Annotated in this window: 18 protein-coding genes and 1 tRNA gene; 9 read left to right on the plus strand and 10 right to left on the minus strand. The window is 65.9% G+C overall.

Annotated elements, in window-relative coordinates:
• Positions 1-64: 64 nt before the first annotated feature.
• The 4 genes from ACSKB8_RS18730 to mnmA all read right to left on the minus strand — a co-directional run bounded on the left by ACSKB8_RS18730 (position 65) and on the right by mnmA (position 2,851).
• Positions 65-140 (minus strand) — tRNA-Met (locus tag ACSKB8_RS18730).
• A gap of 235 nt (positions 141-375) precedes the next feature.
• A complete protein-coding gene (locus ACSKB8_RS18735) occupies positions 376-726 on the minus strand; it encodes a hypothetical protein (protein ID WP_438105623.1) in 351 nt (116 codons plus the stop codon).
• A 224-nt stretch (positions 727-950) separates the two neighbouring features.
• A complete protein-coding gene (locus ACSKB8_RS18740) occupies positions 951-1,589 on the minus strand; it encodes a class I SAM-dependent methyltransferase (RefSeq protein WP_438105624.1) in 639 nt (212 codons plus the stop codon).
• Positions 1,590-1,669: 80 nt separating this feature from the next.
• Positions 1,670-2,851: a tRNA 2-thiouridine(34) synthase MnmA gene (mnmA, locus tag ACSKB8_RS18745; protein ID WP_438105625.1), complete on the minus strand. Its 1,182-nt coding sequence runs from the start codon at positions 2,849-2,851 to the stop codon at positions 1,670-1,672.
• A 352-nt stretch (positions 2,852-3,203) separates the two neighbouring features.
• Between mnmA and ACSKB8_RS18750 the strand changes: the two genes are divergently transcribed.
• The 9 genes from ACSKB8_RS18750 to ACSKB8_RS18790 all read left to right on the plus strand — a co-directional run bounded on the left by ACSKB8_RS18750 (position 3,204) and on the right by ACSKB8_RS18790 (position 13,027).
• The gene (locus ACSKB8_RS18750) at positions 3,204-4,835 is read left to right on the plus strand and encodes a flagellar hook-length control protein FliK (RefSeq protein ID WP_438105626.1); all 1,632 of its coding nucleotides are present in this window, start codon (positions 3,204-3,206) and stop codon (positions 4,833-4,835) included.
• 12 nt (positions 4,836-4,847) lie between these two features.
• Positions 4,848-5,555 (plus strand): flagellar hook assembly protein FlgD, encoded by a 708-nt coding sequence (locus tag ACSKB8_RS18755; RefSeq protein ID WP_438105627.1) that lies wholly within the window; start codon positions 4,848-4,850, stop codon positions 5,553-5,555.
• Positions 5,556-5,924: 369 nt separating this feature from the next.
• Entirely contained in the window at positions 5,925-6,200 is a 276-nt protein-coding gene (gene sciP, locus ACSKB8_RS18760; protein ID WP_002714638.1) for a CtrA inhibitor SciP, read from the plus strand.
• 181 nt (positions 6,201-6,381) lie between these two features.
• Positions 6,382-7,995: a flagellar basal-body MS-ring/collar protein FliF gene (gene fliF, locus ACSKB8_RS18765; RefSeq protein ID WP_438105628.1), complete on the plus strand. Its 1,614-nt coding sequence runs from the start codon at positions 6,382-6,384 to the stop codon at positions 7,993-7,995.
• Positions 7,996-8,040: 45 nt separating this feature from the next.
• Entirely contained in the window at positions 8,041-9,135 is a 1,095-nt protein-coding gene (gene fliG, locus ACSKB8_RS18770; protein ID WP_438105629.1) for a flagellar motor switch protein FliG, read from the plus strand.
• A complete protein-coding gene (locus ACSKB8_RS18775) occupies positions 9,135-9,758 on the plus strand; it encodes a FliH/SctL family protein (RefSeq protein WP_370988278.1) in 624 nt (207 codons plus the stop codon). Before fliG ends, ACSKB8_RS18775 begins: the two co-directional genes overlap by 1 nt.
• 3 nt (positions 9,759-9,761) lie before the next feature.
• The gene (gene fliN / locus ACSKB8_RS18780; protein ID WP_091888362.1) at positions 9,762-10,112 is read left to right on the plus strand and encodes a flagellar motor switch protein FliN; all 351 of its coding nucleotides are present in this window, start codon (positions 9,762-9,764) and stop codon (positions 10,110-10,112) included.
• Positions 10,113-10,165: 53 nt separating this feature from the next.
• A complete protein-coding gene (flbD, locus tag ACSKB8_RS18785; protein ID WP_438105630.1) occupies positions 10,166-11,548 on the plus strand; it encodes a sigma-54-dependent transcriptional regulator FlbD in 1,383 nt (460 codons plus the stop codon).
• 330 nt (positions 11,549-11,878) lie between these two features.
• Positions 11,879-13,027, plus strand: coding sequence for a M20 family metallopeptidase (locus ACSKB8_RS18790; protein WP_438105631.1), 1,149 nt, complete (start codon positions 11,879-11,881; stop codon positions 13,025-13,027).
• Between the two features lie 107 nt (positions 13,028-13,134).
• Here ACSKB8_RS18790 and ACSKB8_RS18795 read toward each other — a convergent pair whose 3' ends face one another.
• From ACSKB8_RS18795 to ACSKB8_RS18820, 6 genes are all read right to left on the minus strand, one after another.
• Entirely contained in the window at positions 13,135-13,290 is a 156-nt protein-coding gene (locus ACSKB8_RS18795; RefSeq protein WP_008131268.1) for a hypothetical protein, read from the minus strand.
• Positions 13,291-13,386: 96 nt separating this feature from the next.
• The gene (locus tag ACSKB8_RS18800; RefSeq protein ID WP_438105632.1) at positions 13,387-13,968 is read right to left on the minus strand and encodes a flavin reductase family protein; all 582 of its coding nucleotides are present in this window, start codon (positions 13,966-13,968) and stop codon (positions 13,387-13,389) included.
• A gap of 32 nt (positions 13,969-14,000) precedes the next feature.
• Positions 14,001-14,837, minus strand: a complete 837-nt coding sequence (locus ACSKB8_RS18805; RefSeq protein ID WP_438105633.1) for an ATP-binding cassette domain-containing protein — start codon at positions 14,835-14,837, stop codon at positions 14,001-14,003.
• A 20-nt stretch (positions 14,838-14,857) separates the two neighbouring features.
• The gene (gene ssuC, locus ACSKB8_RS18810; RefSeq protein WP_212372598.1) at positions 14,858-15,664 is read right to left on the minus strand and encodes an aliphatic sulfonate ABC transporter permease SsuC; all 807 of its coding nucleotides are present in this window, start codon (positions 15,662-15,664) and stop codon (positions 14,858-14,860) included.
• On the minus strand, positions 15,661-16,839 hold the full coding sequence (gene ssuD, locus ACSKB8_RS18815; RefSeq protein ID WP_438105634.1) for an FMNH2-dependent alkanesulfonate monooxygenase: 1,179 nt from the start codon (positions 16,837-16,839) through the stop codon (positions 15,661-15,663). Before ssuD ends, ssuC begins: the two co-directional genes overlap by 4 nt.
• The gene (locus tag ACSKB8_RS18820; RefSeq protein ID WP_438105635.1) at positions 16,836-17,789 is read right to left on the minus strand and encodes a sulfonate ABC transporter substrate-binding protein; all 954 of its coding nucleotides are present in this window, start codon (positions 17,787-17,789) and stop codon (positions 16,836-16,838) included. The genes ssuD and ACSKB8_RS18820 overlap by 4 nt, the downstream gene beginning before the upstream one ends.
• Between the last annotated feature and the right edge of the window lie 20 nt (positions 17,790-17,809).

Genomic DNA, 17,809 nt, shown 5'->3' on the forward strand with positions numbered 1-17,809 from the left:
CGGCTAAATGCCCTCCTTGGGGAAAGGGCCTATCCGAACCAAGTCAAAGGAGTGTGGGGAAAGATGGTAGCGGGGAGGGACTCGAACCCCCGACCCCAGGATTATGATTCCCGTGCTCTAACCAGCTGAGCTACCCCGCCACAGGGCTCGCGGTGGCCGAAACGGCCGATCTCGCGAACGCGCGGCATATAAGGAAGGGGGCGGCGGGAAGTCAAGCAAAGCCCGGTCGATTAGCTGAGTGAATTCAGCGACGGACCGGCCCATTCCGACACCAGACCCGTGGAGAGTCCCCCTCACCCGGAATCCGCGCTTTTGCGCGGATTCCGGCCTCTCCCGCGGGCGGGGAGAGGCGAAGGAAGGGGGCGAAGAATCAGCCTATTTCGGCCGCACGTTCGGATCGCCGCCGGGGCTGCCCGGGGGTGGGATCACCGGGGTGTTGGCGCCGGTGTCGGGCGCGGGCGCGTGCATCTCGGGGTCGATGCCGGCGGGCGGGCAGAGCACGCCCTCGGATTTGGCCAGCTTGTCGCCTAGCGGTTCCCGGGCCTGGCCGGTGGTGGTGCCGTCAGGCTGGCGGTTCAGACGGTCCTGGGCTGTGCAATTGGTCGGATGTTGCGGGGACGGCGGCGCGGTCTGTTGCGGCGGCGTCGCCGGGGCGGGCGGGGCCTGCGCGATCGCGCTGCCGGAGGCGGCGATCAGGAGGCCCGCTAGGATGATGTTCGTGCGCATGGGAAGGAAACGCGCTGGGCCAGCGGCCCGTTCCCGGGCGCAGCGCGATGTGATCGCGCGGTCCCCTGAGGTATTCCCACCATCATTGCAATGACGGGGTGATGAAGCCTTTATCCGCGCGAGAGATATCGCTGGTGGAGAGAGCCCTCTCCCCAACCCTCTCCCGCAAGCGGGAGAGGGGGCGCACTGCCGGCTTGGCTGGCTGCGCGCCAGTCCAATCACCATCACGATTTGCGGTAGCGGATCAGCGAAAAATGCCCCATCGGCGGCATCGGTCGGCGCTCGGCAAGCGTGACGCCGCCGTGCTTGGCGGCCCAATTGACGAGGCGCTCCCACGGAAATTCCGGGCGCCAGCCGAGGCGGCGGGCTACAGGTGCGAAGGCGAGCTCGAACATTTTTCGCGGGCCCGTCTCGGCGCCGATGTGGTTGACGAGGATCAGCTCGCCGCCGTGCTTGAGCACGCGCACGAACTCGTCGAGCGTGCCTTCGGGATCGGGCACGGCGGTGATGACATATTGCGCGACCACCGCATCGAAGAAGTTTTCGGGGAAGGCGAGGTTTTTCGCGTCCATCACCGAGAGCACTTCGACATTGGAGAGCCGCAGCGCACGCACGCGCGCCTGCGCCTTGCGCAGCATCGGCTCGGAGATGTCGACGCCGCAGATTTTCGTGGTGCGCGCATAGTCCGACAGCGACAGGCCGGTGCCGACGCCGACGTCGAGGATGCGGCCGCCGATGCGGTCGGCCTCGGCGATGGTCGACTGCCGTCCGGCGTCGAACACCTTGCCGAACACGAGATCATAGACCGGCGCCCAGCGGCCATAGGCCTTCTCGACCCCGGCCCGCGAGATATCTGCTGCCATGCCCCCTGCCCTTACTTCACCTCTCCCCTACGGGAGAGGTGAACCCAGCCCGACCATCTGTGCTTGATGTCGTCATTTCCTCAGCCGCGCACGGCTTCCGCAAGCGGCCTTGCCGTGCTCGTAGCGACCTTCGCTGCGGCGCTCTGGATGAAGCCGCCGCCGAGCACGCGCGCCTGGCCGCCAGGCGCGTCGTAGAACACGCAGGCCTGGCCCGGTGAGACGCCCTCCTCGCCGGCCACGAGCTCGACCTCGTAATGACCATTGCCGCCGCGCAGCCACGCCGGCTGCGGGCTGCGGGTCGAGCGCACACGCACGAACATCTCAAGGCCGCCACCGATGGCGCGGTCGATGTCACCGTCGCCGATCCAGTTGACGTCGCGCAGCACGATGCGGTGCATCTTCAGAGCATCGCGCGGACCGACCACGACGCGGCGGTTTGCTGCATCCAGCCGCACCACGAATAGCGGCGCGGTCGCGGCGATGCCGAGGCCGCGGCGCTGGCCGACGGTGAAATTGGCGATGCCGTTGTGCTGGCCGAGCACGCGTCCGTCGAGACCGACGATGTCGCCGGGGTCCATCGCGTTCGGCCGCAGACGCGTGATGATGTCGGTGTAGCGTCCCGTCGGCACGAAGCAGATGTCCTGGCTGTCGTGCTTGTCGGCGACCGCGAGCCCAAAGCGGCGCGCGAGCTCGCGCGTCTGCGGCTTGGTCATGTCGCCCAAGGGAAAGCGCAGGAAGTCGAGCTGCTCGCGCGTGGTCGCGAACAGGAAATAGCTCTGGTCGCGATCGGCGTCGGCTGCGCACACCAGCGCGCGCGAGCCATTGTCGAGGCGGCGCGAGGCGACGTAATGGCCGGTGGCGAGCGCGGTGGCCCCCAGCTCGCGCGCGGTCTTCAGGAGATCGCGGAACTTGACCGAACGGTTGCACTCGATGCACGGCACCGGCGTCTCGCCGAGCGCGTAAGAGTCGGCAAAGTTGTCGATGACGGACTCGCGAAAACGGTCCTCATAGTCGAGCACGTAATGGGGGATGCCGAGCTTGGCCGCGACGTCGCGCGCGTCGTGGATATCCTGGCCGGCGCAGCAGGCGCCCTTGCGATGGGTCGCCGCACCATGATCGTAGAGCTGGAGCGTGATGCCGACGACGTCGTAGCCCTCAGCCTTGAGCAGCGCAGCCGTCGTCGAAGAATCGACGCCGCCCGACATGGCAACGACGACCCTGGTGTCCTCAGGACGGCCTTCGAGATCCAGACTGTTGAGCATGGGCCTTAAAGCGTTGTGACGGCGGCGTGGCGTGATCCGCGTTTCCTGTGCTTCCGGCGGGATATCAGGCGATCCCCGGGAACCCTGGTTCCCCCGGGGGGCATGACTGCCCGGTCGAAAGCGGCTGAGAGTGACCTCTTTAATATAGGCGGCATTCCGGTGAAGCAATCACGCGGGCGGCCAGCTTAGGGCAATTCTTGCCGGGGAGGCAGAAATGACGGGGTCGCGGCAGGCCTCGCGGCGGCCGCACCGATTTCACAAGGGATTGATTTTACTACTGAAATAAGCAGGAAAGGACGCTGGCCCGCTCCTTGCTACCCTCCATGCCGAAGATGTTTCCAAGGGGTCGCCTGTGGTCGGTCGGACGTCAGATGTCGTGGCAAGCGTGCAAGTCCAAAGCACGCAGCAAAAGCCTGCCCGGTCGCAGGCGACGAAGGATCCGGCCGCGACCAACTCCTTCGGCTCGCTGGTCGACAGCAATACCCAGGCGATCAGCAACAACGCAGCCTCGCAGGCGCAGGACACTGCGCCGCGCCGGAGCGATGCTTCGTCCTCGTCGTCCTCCTCGGACAGAGCTGCGCGCGACACGTCATCCGCCGATCAGTCCTCGCAGAGCAAGGCGAGCGACGACGCCGACACGTCCGCGCCGACCAAGAACGATGAGACGAGCGACACGACGACCGATCCGGCCAAGGACGCCGGCAAGACCAAGGGCAAGGTCGAGGCCTCCGACGCCAAATCGGCCGACAAATCCGACGAGACCAAGGGTGACAAGACCGACGGCACCGACACCGTCGTCGCCGCCGTCGATGCGGCGGCCGCCGTGGCGACCGATGCGACGCAAGTCGCCGTGCCCGATCCAAACGCGATCGTCGTTGCCGCGCCGGTCGTGCCGGTCGATCCGAATGCGGCTGCGAACCAGGCCACCGGCTCCGCCTCCCCGCTGACCATCGCCGCCGCCGGCCTCGCCGCCAGCGCCTCCACCGCGGCGCAGATCCAAGGCGTCAAGACCGACACCACCACCGCGGGCGACAAGAGCGCCAAGACTGCGAGCGCCGAGGTCGATGCGGACACCACGACCACGCTCGGCGAGACCGCGACCGGCACGAGCGAGGCCACCGCGACTGATGCGAAAGCCAATGGCGGCCTGATCGCCGCCGTGGACCAGGGCACGCCGAAGACCTCATTCAAGGCCGCGGCCACGGCGCAGGCCCAGACCGACATCTCCAATATTGGCCAGGACACCGGCAAGGCGAACGCCGCCACGCCGCAAGCAGCGGGCGCAGCGCTCCTCAACGGCGCCGCGCATCCGCAGGCCGCCAAGCCGCAAAGCGATAGCGGAACGACTGACGCGAAGGCGGCTGGCACCGAGCGTACCGCTGATGCGGTCCCTGGCGCATCCGCCACGCACGTTCATGCGGGGCCGCAGGCGGCTGTCGCCGCGACGGATACCAGCGCACAAGCCGCCTCCGCCGTGCAGGCGCCGCTGACCAACACCACCTCGACTGCCACTGCATCGACCGCGACGCTCACAGCGACCGCGGCAAGCAACACGGCCGTGCCGATCAGCGGCATACCGATCGAGATCGCGGCCGCCGTGCGCGCCGGCAAGTCCCGCTTCGACATCAGCCTCGATCCGGTCGAGCTCGGCCGCATCGACGTCCGCATCAATGTCGACCGCAACGGCCAGGTCACCTCGCATCTCACCGTGGAGAAGCCGGAGACGCTGCAGATGCTGCGACAGGACGCGCCGCAATTGCAGCGCGCGCTCGACGACGCCGGCTTCAAGACCGGCAGCAACGGGTTGTCCTTCAGCCTGCGCGACCAGAATTCGTCAGGCCAGAACTCCGGCCAGAACAACGACAATGGCGGCAATGCCCGCCGGCTGATCATCAGCGAGGACGAAACCGTTGCAGCGGCGCCCGTCGGGCGTGGCTACGGCCGCATGTATGGGCCGAGCAGCGGCGTCGACATCAGAGTGTAAGGAGTATTCGACATGGCCACCACGAATGCCGCCACCGCACCTTCCGTCGTCTCCGGGACGACCGACATCCCGAAATCCTCCTCGTCGAACTCGCTGAGCTCGACCACGGGATCGACGCTCGCTGGCAATTTCCAGACCTTCCTGACGCTGCTGACGACGCAGCTGCAGAACCAGAACCCGCTGGATCCGCTCGACACCAACCAATTCACCCAGCAGCTGGTGCAGTTCGCCGGCGTCGAGCAGCAGCTCAAGACCAACGACTCGCTGTCCCAGCTCGTCACCCTGCAGCAGACCACGCAGGCGACCCAGGCGCTGGGCTTCGTCGGCAAGACCGCTCTGGTCGACGGCTCGACCGCGACCATGACGAAATCGTCGGCGACCTGGCATCTCAATGTGCCGACCAACTCGACCGTCGACATCACTGTCGCCAATGCCAGCGGCCAGACCGTGTTCACCGGCAAATATACCGCCGCCGCCGGCACCGACATCCCCTTCACCTGGAACGGCATGGGCAATGACGGCACGCAATGGCCCGACGGCAAGTACACGATCTCGGCCACGGGCAAGGATGTGGCGAACAACACCGTCGGCATCGCCGCGCAGGTGCAGGGCACGGTGTCGTCGGTCGACCTGACCCAGTCGCCGCCGCTGCTCACCATCGACGGCGCCAGCTACACCCTGAGCCAGGTCAAGAGCATCATCGCCACCGGCAGCAATTGAGATAGGTGCGGCTACACATTCAGTGTCGTCCTGGCGAAAGCCAGGACCCATAGCCACCGAAAGTCGCTTTTGAAGCGAGGACGTAACCCCGAGTCTTCGTGAGAACTACTCCCCGGGGTAATGGGTCCTGGCTTTCGCCAGGACGACGATTAGGGCCATGCAGCACCCCGCGCAGCCCTCGTTCGTTAGTAAAGTATTTACGAAGTCCCCCTCGACTGGCCTGGACGCACCCGTCCCGCCGGCCGAGACGAGCGCGTTCCAGCCAGTTTCAACGAGAATTGTATTGAAGCCTTAGGCTTAGCGGATTTTTAAGCCGCGGGGCGTAGGGTTACGGCGTGAGTTCAGTGGTTGAGAGTTTGTGAGTACGCCATGACAGAACCCCATCGCCCGAGGGTAAAATACGTCATCGGGCCGGACGGCAGTCCGTTGACGATCGCGGATCTGCCTGCACCCGGCACCAAACGCTGGGTCATCCGCCGCAAGGCCGAAGTCGTCGCCGCTGTGCGCGGAGGACTTCTCTCCCTTGAGGAGGCCTGCAGCCGTTATACCCTGACGGTCGACGAATTCCTCTCCTGGCAGTTTTCCATCGACCAGCACGGTCTGGCGGGTCTTCGCACCACCCGCATCCAGCAATATCGCCAGTAAGCGATCCGGAAATCTGCAGCTTTTGACGAAAATCGGCCTCGCCCTGCGGGGCCGATTTTTCATCGTGTTAACTTTTGTCGGACCTCTTAACCGTCGTTAACCATATCGAAACCATCACCTAGGCAATAATTGCCCACTCGGCCTTTCCAGTGAAAGCGGCCGAATCTGTTGGGGCGGTTGCTTGCAAGGTCTGGTCAACTTCCTGAAAGGTATCGGGGCCGCCCGATTCGGGGCGATGATCGCGGTCACCGCCGCGCTCATCGGCTTCTTCGCGTTCGTCATCATGCGCGTCACCACGCCGCAGATGACGACGCTGTTCACCGACCTCAGTGTCGAGGATTCCTCGGGCATCATCAAGGACCTGGAGCGCCAGGGCATCCAGTTCGAGATCCGCAACGAGGGCTCCATCATCATGGTGCCCAAGGACAAGGTCACGCGCCTGCGGATGAAGCTTGCCGAGGGTGGCCTGCCCAAGGGCGGCGGCGTCGGCTACGAGGTGTTCGACAAGTCGGACGCGCTCGGCACCACCTCCTTCGTCCAGAACATCAATCACCTCCGCGCGCTCGAAGGCGAGCTCGCCCGCACCATCCGCGCCATCGACCGCATCCAGGCCGCCCGGGTCCACCTGGTGCTGCCCGAGCGCCCGCTGTTCGCGCGCGAGGCGCCGGAGCCGTCGGCCTCGATCGTGGTCCGCGTCCGCGGCTCGCTGGAAGCCCAGCAAATCCGCGCCATCCGCCACCTCGTCGCCTCCGCCGTCAATGGGCTGAAGCCGCAGCGGGTCTCGATCGTCGACGAAGCCGGCCAGCTGCTCGCCGACGGCGCCGCGACCGATCCGGAGCAGGCGGTCGGCGACGAGCGCCGCATCGCCTTCGAGAAGCGGATGCGCAAGCAGGTCGAGGACATCGTCTCCTCCGTGGTCGGCTCCGGCCGCGCCCGCGTACAGCTCTCCGCCGATTTCGACTTCAACAAGGTCACCCAGACCTCGGACAAGTTCGATCCCGAAGGCCGCGTGCTGCGCTCGAGCCAGACCCGCGAAGAGCAGAGCATGACCGCCGACAACAACGGCCAGGTCACCGTCAACAACGAGCTGCCCGGCAATCAGCAGAACAACGGCGTCGCGGCCAAGGACCAGAGCAAGAAGACCGAAGAGACCAACAATTACGAGATCTCCCGCACCACCAAGACCGAGGTGACCGAGGCCGGCCGCGTCAACCGTATCTCGGTCGCGGTGCTGGTCGACGGCATCTATTCCAAGAACGACAAGGGCGAGCTGGCCTATCAGGACCGCACCAAGGAGCAGCTCGACCGCATCGCCGCGCTGGTGCGCTCGGCGATCGGCTTCGACCAGAAGCGCGGCGACCAGGTCGAGGTCGTCAATCTTCGCTTCGCCGACGCGCCCTCCACCGCTCCGATCGGCGAGCCTAGCGGCTTCCTCGGCATGCTCCAGTTCACCAAGGACGACGTCATGTACTTCGTCGAGCTCGGCGTGATGATGCTGCTCGGCCTGGTCGTGTTGTTCCTGGTGATCCGCCCGCTGGTCAAGCGCATTCTCGCCTCCGATGAAGTCGCCGCCGCTATCTCCGGTGTGCTGATGGGCCCCTCCGCTTCGGAAGAGGCCGCACCCGCCACCGGCCAGCCGCTGCTGCCGGGCGGCGCCGCCAGCGCCATCGACGTCGCCACCATCCAGGGCCAGGTCCACGCCCAGTCCGTTCATCGCGTCGGCGAGCTCGCCGAGCGCAACCCCAACGAAACCGTCGCCATCATCCGCCAGTGGCTGACCGAACCCGCGAAATAACCCAAGCCAAGTAACTTTGCCAAGTGAATCAAGAAGTGATCTGACATGGCCGCCAATTTGCAAAACGCCAACTCCAACGACATCACCAGCGTGATCTCCACGCTCGGTCAGCGCGCCGGCAACCGCGCGGGCGGCGCCAAGACCGCCGCGCTGGGCGGGCCGAAGCGTGCCGCGATCCTGATGCTGGCGCTGGGCGAGCAATATGGCGGCAAGATCTGGTCGCTGCTCGACGACGACGAGGTGCGCCAGCTCTCGCTTGAGATGTCGACACTCGGCACCGTCGAGGTCGACACCGTCGAGGACATGCTGCTCGAATTCGTCTCGCGCATGTCGGCCTCGGGCGCGCTGATGGGCAATTTCGACGCCACCGAGCGGCTGCTCCAGCAATACCTGCCGCCGGAGCGCGTCAACGGCATCATGGACGAGATCCGCGGCCCCGCCGGCCGCAACATGTGGGAGAAGCTCTCCAACGTGCAGGAAGAGGTGCTCGCAAACTATCTCAAGAACGAATATCCGCAGACCATCGCGGTGGTGCTGTCGAAGCTGAAGCCGGAGCACGCCGCGCGCGTGCTCGGCATCTTCCCGGAGGAGCTCGCGCTCGACGTCGTCAACCGCATGCTGAAGATGGAAGCCGTGCAGAAGGAGGTGATCGAGAGCGTGGAGAAGACGCTGCGCACCGAGTTCATGTCCAACCTGTCGCAGACCCGCCGTCGCGACGCCCACGAGGTGATGGCGGAAATCTTCAACAATTTCGACCGCCAGACCGAGACCCGCTTCATCACCTCGCTGGAAGAGGAGAACCGGGAATCGGCCGAGCGCATCAAGGCGCTGATGTTCACCTTCGACGACCTCGTCAAGCTGGATTCCGGCTCGGCCCAGACCCTGATGCGCAACGTCGACAAGGACAAGCTCGGTGTCGCGCTCAAGAGCGCCAACGAGGACGTCCGCAGCTTCTTCTTCGGCAACATGTCCTCGCGCGCGGCCAAGATGCTGCAGGACGACATGGCGGCGATGGGCCCGGTGCGCCTGCGCGACGTCGACGAGGCCCAGGCGCTGCTCGTCAACCTCGCCAAGGACCTCGCCGCCAAGGGCGAGATCATGCTGACCAAGAACCGCGCCGACAACGAGCTGGTGTACTGATGGGCGCTCCGGCAAAATTCCTGTTCGATACCGACTTCGCCGCACCCGAGCGCTCGACGCGCGAGAAGGCCGCGACGGCGGCCGAGATCGCCCAGAAGGTCGCGGAAGCCGAGGCACGCGCCTATCAGGACGGCTTTGCCGCGGGCCAGCGCGAGGCCAAGGCCGAGAGCGACCGCCGCGTCGCGCTCGCCATGGAGGAGATCAACATCGCGATCCGGGGCATCGCCTCCAGCATCGGCAACATCGAGTCCAAGATGGAGACCGAGGCGGTCGACGTCGCGGTCGCGGTGGCACGCAAGCTGTGCGCCGATCTGGTCGCCGCCGAGCCGCTCGGCGAGATCGTCGCGCTGGTCAAGGACTGCTTCTCGCATCTGGTCGCGACGCCGCATCTCGTCGTCCGCATCAACGACGCGCTCTATGACGCTGCGCGCGACAAGATCGAGCGGCTCGCCAAGCAGAGCGGCTTCGAAGGCCGGCTGGTGATCCTGGCCGAGCCGGAGATTGCCACCGGCGACTGCCGGATCGAATGGGCCGATGGCGGCGTCGTGCTGGAGCGCGGCGCCATCGCGGCCAAGATCGACGACATGGTCGGACGCTATATCGCGTCCCGCAGGGGGAATTAAGCCATGAGCGACACCGACGGACAGGTCCCGCTGCCCGATCTCAACGGCCCGATGCCGCCTGCCGGCACCGACGTCGGCTACAACGAGGACGAATATGCGGCGCGCGTCGCCGCCGACCTCGAAGCCGTGTTCGACGTGCCGGTGCAGGTCTCGGCCGTGCTCGGCCGCTCCAAGATGGATGTCGGCGAGCTGTTGAAGCTCGGGCCCGGCACCGTGCTCGAGCTCGACCGCCGCGTCGGCGAGGCCATCGACATCTACGTCAACAACCGTCTCGTCGCCCGCGGCGAGGTGGTGCTGGTCGAGGACAAGCTCGGCGTGACCATGACCGAAATCATCAAGACCGAACGCGGCTAGCGAATACACGGGAATGACGCGCAACAGCGCGACCAGACGGACAGGAGACTGACATGCGGCTTCTCATCGTTGGCACATTGAAGGGCCAGCTCACCACCGCCACCAAGATCGCGATGGAGAACGGCGCCACCGTGACCCATGCCGAGGATCACGAGCAGGCGATGCGCGTCTTGCGCGGCGGCAAGGGTGCCGACCTCCTGCTGGTCGACGTCGCGCTCGACATCCGCGACCTCGTAATGCGGCTGGAAGCCGAGCACATCCACGCTCCGATCGTCGCCTGCGGCATCACCAACGATGCCCGCGCCGCGGTCGCCGCGATCCATGCCGGCGCCAAGGAATACATCCCGCTGCCGCCGGATCCCGAGCTGATCGCCGCGGTGCTGGCTGCCGTTGCCGATGATTCCCGCGAGCTGGTCTATCGCGACGAGGCGATGGCCAGGGTGATCAAGCTCGCCCAGCAGATCGCGGGCTCCGATGCCTCGGTGATGATCACCGGCGAGTCCGGCACCGGCAAGGAAGTGCTGGCCCGCTACGTCCACACCCGCTCGGCACGCGCCAAGCGTCCGTTCATCTCGATCAACTGCGCCGCGATCCCCGAGCATCTGCTGGAGTCCGAGCTGTTCGGCCACGAGAAGGGCGCCTTCACCGGTGCGATCGCCCGCCGCATCGGCAAGTTCGAGGAAGCGACCGGCGGCACGCTGCTGCTCGACGAAATCTCGGAGATGGACGTCCGCCTGCAATCGAAGCTGCTCCGCGCCATCCAGGAGCGCGTGATCGACCGCGTCGGCGGCACCAAGCCGGTCGCCGTCGACATTCGCATCATCGCGACCTCGAACCGCAACCTCGCTGAAGCCGTGCGCGAAGGCACGTTCCGCGAGGATCTGCTGTTCCGCCTCAACGTCGTGAACCTGAAGATCCCGCCGCTGCGCGAGCGCCCCGCCGACATCCTCGAGCTCGCCCAGCACTTCGTGAAGAAATATGCCGAGGCCAACGGCGTGCCGCTGCGCCCGATCTCGGCGGAGGCGCGCCGCGTGCTCTCCAGCAACCGCTGGCAGGGCAACGTTCGCGAGCTCGAAAACACCATGCATCGCGCCGTGCTGATGGCGCAGGGCGACGAGATCGGCCTCGACGCGATCATCACGCCCGACGGCGACCGCCTCGACCTCGCCAAGACCGCGCCGGTGGTGGCGCATGCGACCATGGCCGCCGAGCAGGTGACGCGCGCGCTTGTGGGGCGCACCGTCGCCGATGTCGAGCGCGACCTGATCCTGGAGACGCTGAAGCACTGTCTCGGCAACCGCACCCATGCCGCCAATATCTTGGGGATCTCGATCCGCACGCTGCGCAACAAGCTCAACGAATACGCCGACGGCGGCATCCCGATCCCGCCCGCGGGCACGCCGGGTGAATATCCGCGCGTGCCGATCGGGGCGTGAGGCGGCCGCGCTGATTGAGAATGCAGATGCCCGGGCTTGGCCCGGGCATTTTGTTTTCAAGGCAACCTGCGCCGCACTCTCAGTGTCGTCCTGGCGAAGGCCGGGACCCATTACCCCAAGGTGGGGTTTGGCGAAGATTAGTCGTCCGGTACACCTACCGCCCATACTCGAGAGGTTCCGCGGTATGGGTCCTGGCTTTCGCCAGGACGACACTAAGGAGGCACTACGCGTCCCAATCCGCAGCACGCAACATGGCCGCACCGCATCCGGCGACTAGGTCGCGCCAGCGCGAGGCTCTATAACCCCCGTGAGAACCACACGGGGATAAACATGTCTGAAGCTCAAATCACGGACTGGCTGGCGGCGCAGCGGCAGGCGATGATCGATCTGCTCCGCGATGTCGTGAACATCGATTCCGGATCCTACGACAAGGAAGGCGTCGATGCGGTCGGTGCGCGGTTCGAGCGGCATTTTGCCGAGCACGGCATTCCGTTCCGGCGCGAAAGCCACGGCACGTTTGGCGACGCCATCCATGCCGAGGTCGCAAAGCCCGGCAGCAATGAGAAGCCGGTGCTGTTGATGGGACATCGCGACACCGTGTTCGGCAAGGGCGAGGCCGGACGGCGTCCATTCACGATTCGAGATGGCCGCGCCTATGGACCCGGCGTTGCCGACATGAAGTCCGGGCTCGTCATGAACGTGTTCGTGGCGACCGCCTTCCACAAATTCGGCGGCAATCCGCACCCGATCAAGCTGTTGATCACCTCGGACGAGGAGATCGGCTCGCCCTCCTCGCGGCCGGTGATCGAGCGCGAAGGACGCGCCGCGCGCGCCGTGTTCAATTCCGAGCCGGGCCGCCCCACCGGGAACGTCGTCACGGGGCGCAAGGGCGGCATCTTCATGCATCTTGCCATCACCGGCAAAGCCGCGCATTCCGGCGCCAATTTCGCCGCCGGCGTCAGCGCGATCGGCGAGCTCGCGCACAAGATCGTGCAGATCCACGCGCTGACCAATCTCGACAAGGGCATCACGCTCAATGTCGGCCTGGTCTCGGGCGGGCAATCCGTCAACACCACGGCGCCTTACGCGGAAGGCCAGATCGACCTGCGCTATGTCGATCCCGCAGACCGCGCGACGGTGATGGCCGCGATCGAGCAGATCGTCGCGACGTCCTACGTGCCGGGCACCAGCGCGACGCTGACGATCAAGGGCGAGTTCGTACCGGTGGTGCAGAGCGCGGAGTCGAGGGCGCTGTTTGAAGGCTATCAGGCCGCCGCAAGAAAGGTCGGCCTTACCACGCTCCAGGGCGAGTTCTCGGGCGGCTGCGCCGATTCCGGCTTCACCGCCGCCGTGGGCACGCCGACCATCTGCGGCCTCGGACCGGTCGGCGGGCTCGCGCACACGCCGGAGGAATATCTCGAGCTCGACAGCATCGTGCCGCGCGCACAGGCGCTGGCACTGGCGATTTTACGGGGGTGAACGCAGGTGCCGTAGGGTGGGCAAAGGCGCACTTGCGCCGTGCCCACCATTTGTCTTCGCTGGATAGAAGTGGTGGGCACGCTTCGCTAACCCACCCTACGAGACCGTCACGAATAACTCGGCGCGTCGGGCTTGCGGAAGATATGGATGGGGTCGCCCGGCACGATCGGCTGGCCGCTGAACATCGCATAGGCGTAGAGCGCGAGATAGGCGATCGCGAGCGCGCCGATAGCGTAGAAGGCCCAGGTCGCGACGCGCTTCATCCATCCGCTCCATTGCCGTTCCGGCGGGAAGGCTGAGGGCGTTTCTAGAGCGATGACGGGGAAAAGACCAGCCTCTGCGCCGACAGCCAGCGGCGATCAAATGCCGCGCCGGGCGCGCACGGGAACGCTGACGTCGGCGAGCCTGGCCGCGTCTTCGTCCTGGTCGACTGCCACATATTGCCCATGCCAATAGGCCAGCGCGGCGGTGCGGGTCGAGCTCCTGATATCCCTGACACGGCCGATGACGATGCCGTGCGAGTGACGCTCGATGATCTCCTCGACCTCGCAGTCGAACGCCGAGAGCGCGCCCACCAGCAGCGGAACACCCGAGACGGATGTCACCCATTGGGCGCCTGCAAAGCGGTCGGCGCCCTTCAGTCCACCCTTGCCGGCAAAACGTTCGGCGACATCGAGCTGGTCGGCATTGAGGATGTTCACGCCGAAGGCACTGTGGCGGCGGATCAATGGAAAGGACGAGGCGTCCCTGTTGATGCTGACCAGCAGTGTCGGCGGTTCGACTGATAGCGAGGTCACCGAGGTCACCGTCATGCCGGTGATGTCCCTGCCCCGCCCGGCAGTGATGACGCTGACGCCGCCGGTGAGGTGGCGCATGGCGCCGCGGAAATCGGCGGACGAGACGGGGATTTCGGTCATGAGATCGCGGGGCACTACATTCATGGCGTTGCTCCCCGAAGCGGGGTTCCCTGTATTCAGGTACGATCGTCCGCCGATAACAGGTGGCTCAGGATCGAGCCTTCGAGGCCCGCAAGCTCGGCCGAACCGCGTTGCCGCGGCCGGGCCGCGTTAACCGTGACGTCATGGGCGATCCGGCCGTCCTCGATCACCAGCACGCGGTCTGCCAGCGCGACGGCTTCGGCGACATCGTGGGTCACCAGGATCGCGGTAAAGCCCTGGTCGCGCCAGACGCGCTCCAAGAGACGCTGCATCGAGATCCGGGTCAGCGCGTCCAGCGCGCCGAGCGGCTCGTCGAAGGCGAGCACGCGCGGGCGGGAGACCAGCGCGCGGCCAAGCGCGACGCGCTGCTTCTGGCCGCCTGACAGCACCGAGGGCCATTGATCGCGCTTGTCGGCCAGCCCGACCTCTCCCAGGGCTTTCTCGGCGCGCGCATGCGCATCGCCGGAGACGCGATCGCGACCAAGGCCGACCTCGACATTGGCGAGCACGCGCGCCCAGGGCAGCAGCCGCGGCTCCTGGAACATGACGCGGATGTCCTCGGGCTGGATATCCTGGCCAAAGCTGATGCTGCCGGCATCGATCTTCTCCAGGCCGGCGATGAGGCGCAGCAGCGTGCTCTTGCCGCAACCGCTCTTGCCGACGATGGCGACGAACTGGCCGGCGGGGATGTGCAGATCGATGCCGCGCAGCACCTCGTTGTCGCCGAAGGATTTGCGCAAGCCACGGATGCTGAGCGGCAGGCCGGCGGTCGTCGTCGGGCGCTCCTCGCGCACCACACGGGCGTGCGGCGCGAAATTGGCGCGGCTGGCGAGCTCGGTTTTCGGAAGAGAGGTACGAAGCGCTGTCTGCATGGGATTCCCAGTATTTCTGCTCAACGTTTCTGGAAGGCGGGGTGCCAGGAGAGTGTCAGGCGCTCCAGCACGCGGGAGGCGCTGTCGGCGAGCTTGCCGAGCAGGGCGTAGATCAGGATCGAGAGCACGACGACGTCGATCAGCATGAACTCGCGCGCCTGCATCGCCATGTAGCCGAGGCCCGACGAGGCCGCGATGGTCTCGGCGACGATCAGCGTCAGCCACATGATTCCGAGCGCGAAGCGGATGCCGACGAAGATCGAGGGCAGCGCGCCCGGGAAGATCACCCGGCGAAACAATTCGCCGTCGGTCATGCCGTAGATGCGGCCCATCTCGATCAGCTGCGGGTCGACCGTGCGGATGCCGTGCAGCGTGTTGAGATAGATCGGGAAGAACACGCCCAGCGCCACCAGGAACAGCTTTGCGCTCTCGTCGATGCCAAACCACAGGATGACCAGCGGGATCAGCGCCAGATGCGGCACGTTGCGCACCATCTGGAGCGTGGTGTCGGTGAGCTTTGCCGAGAGCTGCGACAGGCCGTTGGCGAGCCCGAACGCGAAACCGATGCTGCCACCGATCAGGAAGCCGATCGAGGCACGCCAGAACGAGACCCAGATGTTGCGGACGAGCTCGCCGGAGAGCAGCAGTTTCCAGCCTGCGAGCACGACGTCGCTTGGCGCCGGCAGCACCCGCGTCGGCACGAAGCCAGTGACGCTCGCGACCTGCCAGATCGCGATGATGGCGAGCGGCACGATCCACTGGATCAGGCCGTCGACCCGCGGCAAACGAATGCTGCGCGGGAGCGAAATGCTGTCGATCAGGCTCATGACTGCGACACCCGATGCTGCGGACGGAAATCGCTGCCGACCGTTTCGCCGAAGGGACCGCCGTTGAAGTGCAGCTTCGTCACGTTCGAGGGCTGCTCCAGCGCGAGCAGCGGGAACACCAGCTCGGCGAAGCGATAGGCTTCCTCCAGATGCGGATAGCCCGACATGATGAAGGTATCGATGCCGAGATCCTGATACTCCCTGATCCGCGCCGCGACGGTCTGGGCGTCGCCGACCAGCGCGGTGCCGGCGCCGCCGCGCACGAGGCCGACACCGGCCCACAGGTTCGGCGCGATCTCGAGCTGGTCGCGCTTGCCGCCATGGAGCTGCGCCATGCGCTGCTGGCCGACGGAGTCCATGCGGGCAAAGTTCTTCTGCGCCAACGCGATGGTGTCGTCGCTGACATGCTTGACCAGCTCGCTCGCGGCGCGCCAGGCCGCTTCATTGGTCTCGCGGACGATCACGTGAAGGCGGATGCCGAAGGAAAGTTTTCGCCCGCGCGCGGCGGCGACATCCCTCACTTTCGCGATCTTCTCGGCCACCAGCGCCGGCGGCTCACCCCAGGTGAGGTATTTGTCGACGGTGTCGACGGCGACGTCGATGCCGGCATCCGAGGAGCCGCCGAAATAGAGCGGCGGACGCGGCAACTGCACGGGAGGAAACAGCAACTTGCCGCCCTCGATATGGATGTGCTTGCCCTCGACATTGACCATCTTTCCGGCGAGCAGGTCGCTGTAGACGTTGAGGAACTCGCGGGTGACCTCGTAGCGCTCGTCATGGCCGAGGAAGATGCCGTCGCCCTTGTTCTCGACGGGATCACCGCCGGTGACGACGTTGACGAGAAGCCGGCCGTTCGAGATGCGATCGAGCGTCGCCGTCATGCGCGCGGCGACACTCGGCGATTGCAGGCCGGGCCGGACGGCGACGAGATAGCGCAGCCGCTCGGTGAATGGCGCGACGCTGGAGGCAACGATCCAGGAATCCTCGCAAGACCGCCCCGTCGGCAGCAGCACGCCGAAATAGCCGAGCTGATCGGCAGCTTGCGCAATCTGGCGCAGATAGTTGAAGTTGACCTCGCGGCCGCCGATGCCGGTGCCGAGATAACGGCCGTCGCCGTGGGTCGGCAGGAACCAGAGGATGTTGGCGTTCGCTTGCTTGCTCATCGTGCTGCTCATGTTCCTGGTTTGCGCGCCACGTCGGAAATCTTGATTGCCTTGGGGATCAGACCTAGCGCGACGAACGCGTCCGCGACCTGCTGCTGGTCGGCGATGACGGCATCCGTGATCGGCTTGATGCCGTAGGCCTGCCGCTTCAACGCGACCTCGACCACGGGGACCGACAGACCGATCGATGGCGCCAGTTGCTCGGCCACCGCATGGATGTCGCCCTTGGCCCAATCGTCGACAGTGCTGAGCTCGGCGAGCACGGCGTCGACGATCTTCGGGTCGGCTTCGAGGAATTTTTTGGAGGAGAAATAGAACTGGTAGTTGGCGACGATGCCGGTGCCGTCGGCGAGCGTGCGCGCGCCCGTGGCCGCCTCCGCCGCGGCCTGGAACGGATCCCAGATCACCCAGGCATCGACCGCGCCGCGCTCGAAGGCGGCCCGCGCGTCGGCCGGCGCCAGGAACACCGGCTCGATCTCGGAATATTTCACGCCCGCCTTCTCCAGCGCCTTGACCAGGAGGTAGTGGACGTTGGAGCCCTTGTTGAGCGCGACCTTCTTGCCCTTGAGGTCGGTGACCGATTTCAGCGTGCTGTCCTTCGGCACCAGGATCGCCTCGCCCTTCGGCGCCGGCGGCTCATAGGCGACATACTGGATTGGCGCGCCGGCGGCCTGCGCAAAGATCGGCGGGGCTTCGCCGGTGTTGCCGAAATCAATGGCGCCAACATTGAGCGCTTCGAGCAGCGGCGGGCCGGACGGGAATTCGGTCCACACCACTTTGTAGCCGTCGGCGGCGAGCTTCGGCTCCAGCGTGCCCTTGCTCTTGAGCAGCACCAGCTTGCCGTATTTCTGGTAGCCGATGCGGACCACCTTGTCCTGACCATAGGAGGTGCCGACGGCGGCGGCGACGATGCCGATCGACAGCACGATGGCCGCGATCAGACGCTGAATGATACGCCTCATGTTCAAACCCTTTTGCATAG

Origin of the sequence: Bradyrhizobium sp. BR 1432 (assembly GCF_051547705.1) — a bacterium.
In the GTDB taxonomy this organism is placed as follows: domain Bacteria; phylum Pseudomonadota; class Alphaproteobacteria; order Rhizobiales; family Xanthobacteraceae; genus Bradyrhizobium; species Bradyrhizobium zhanjiangense.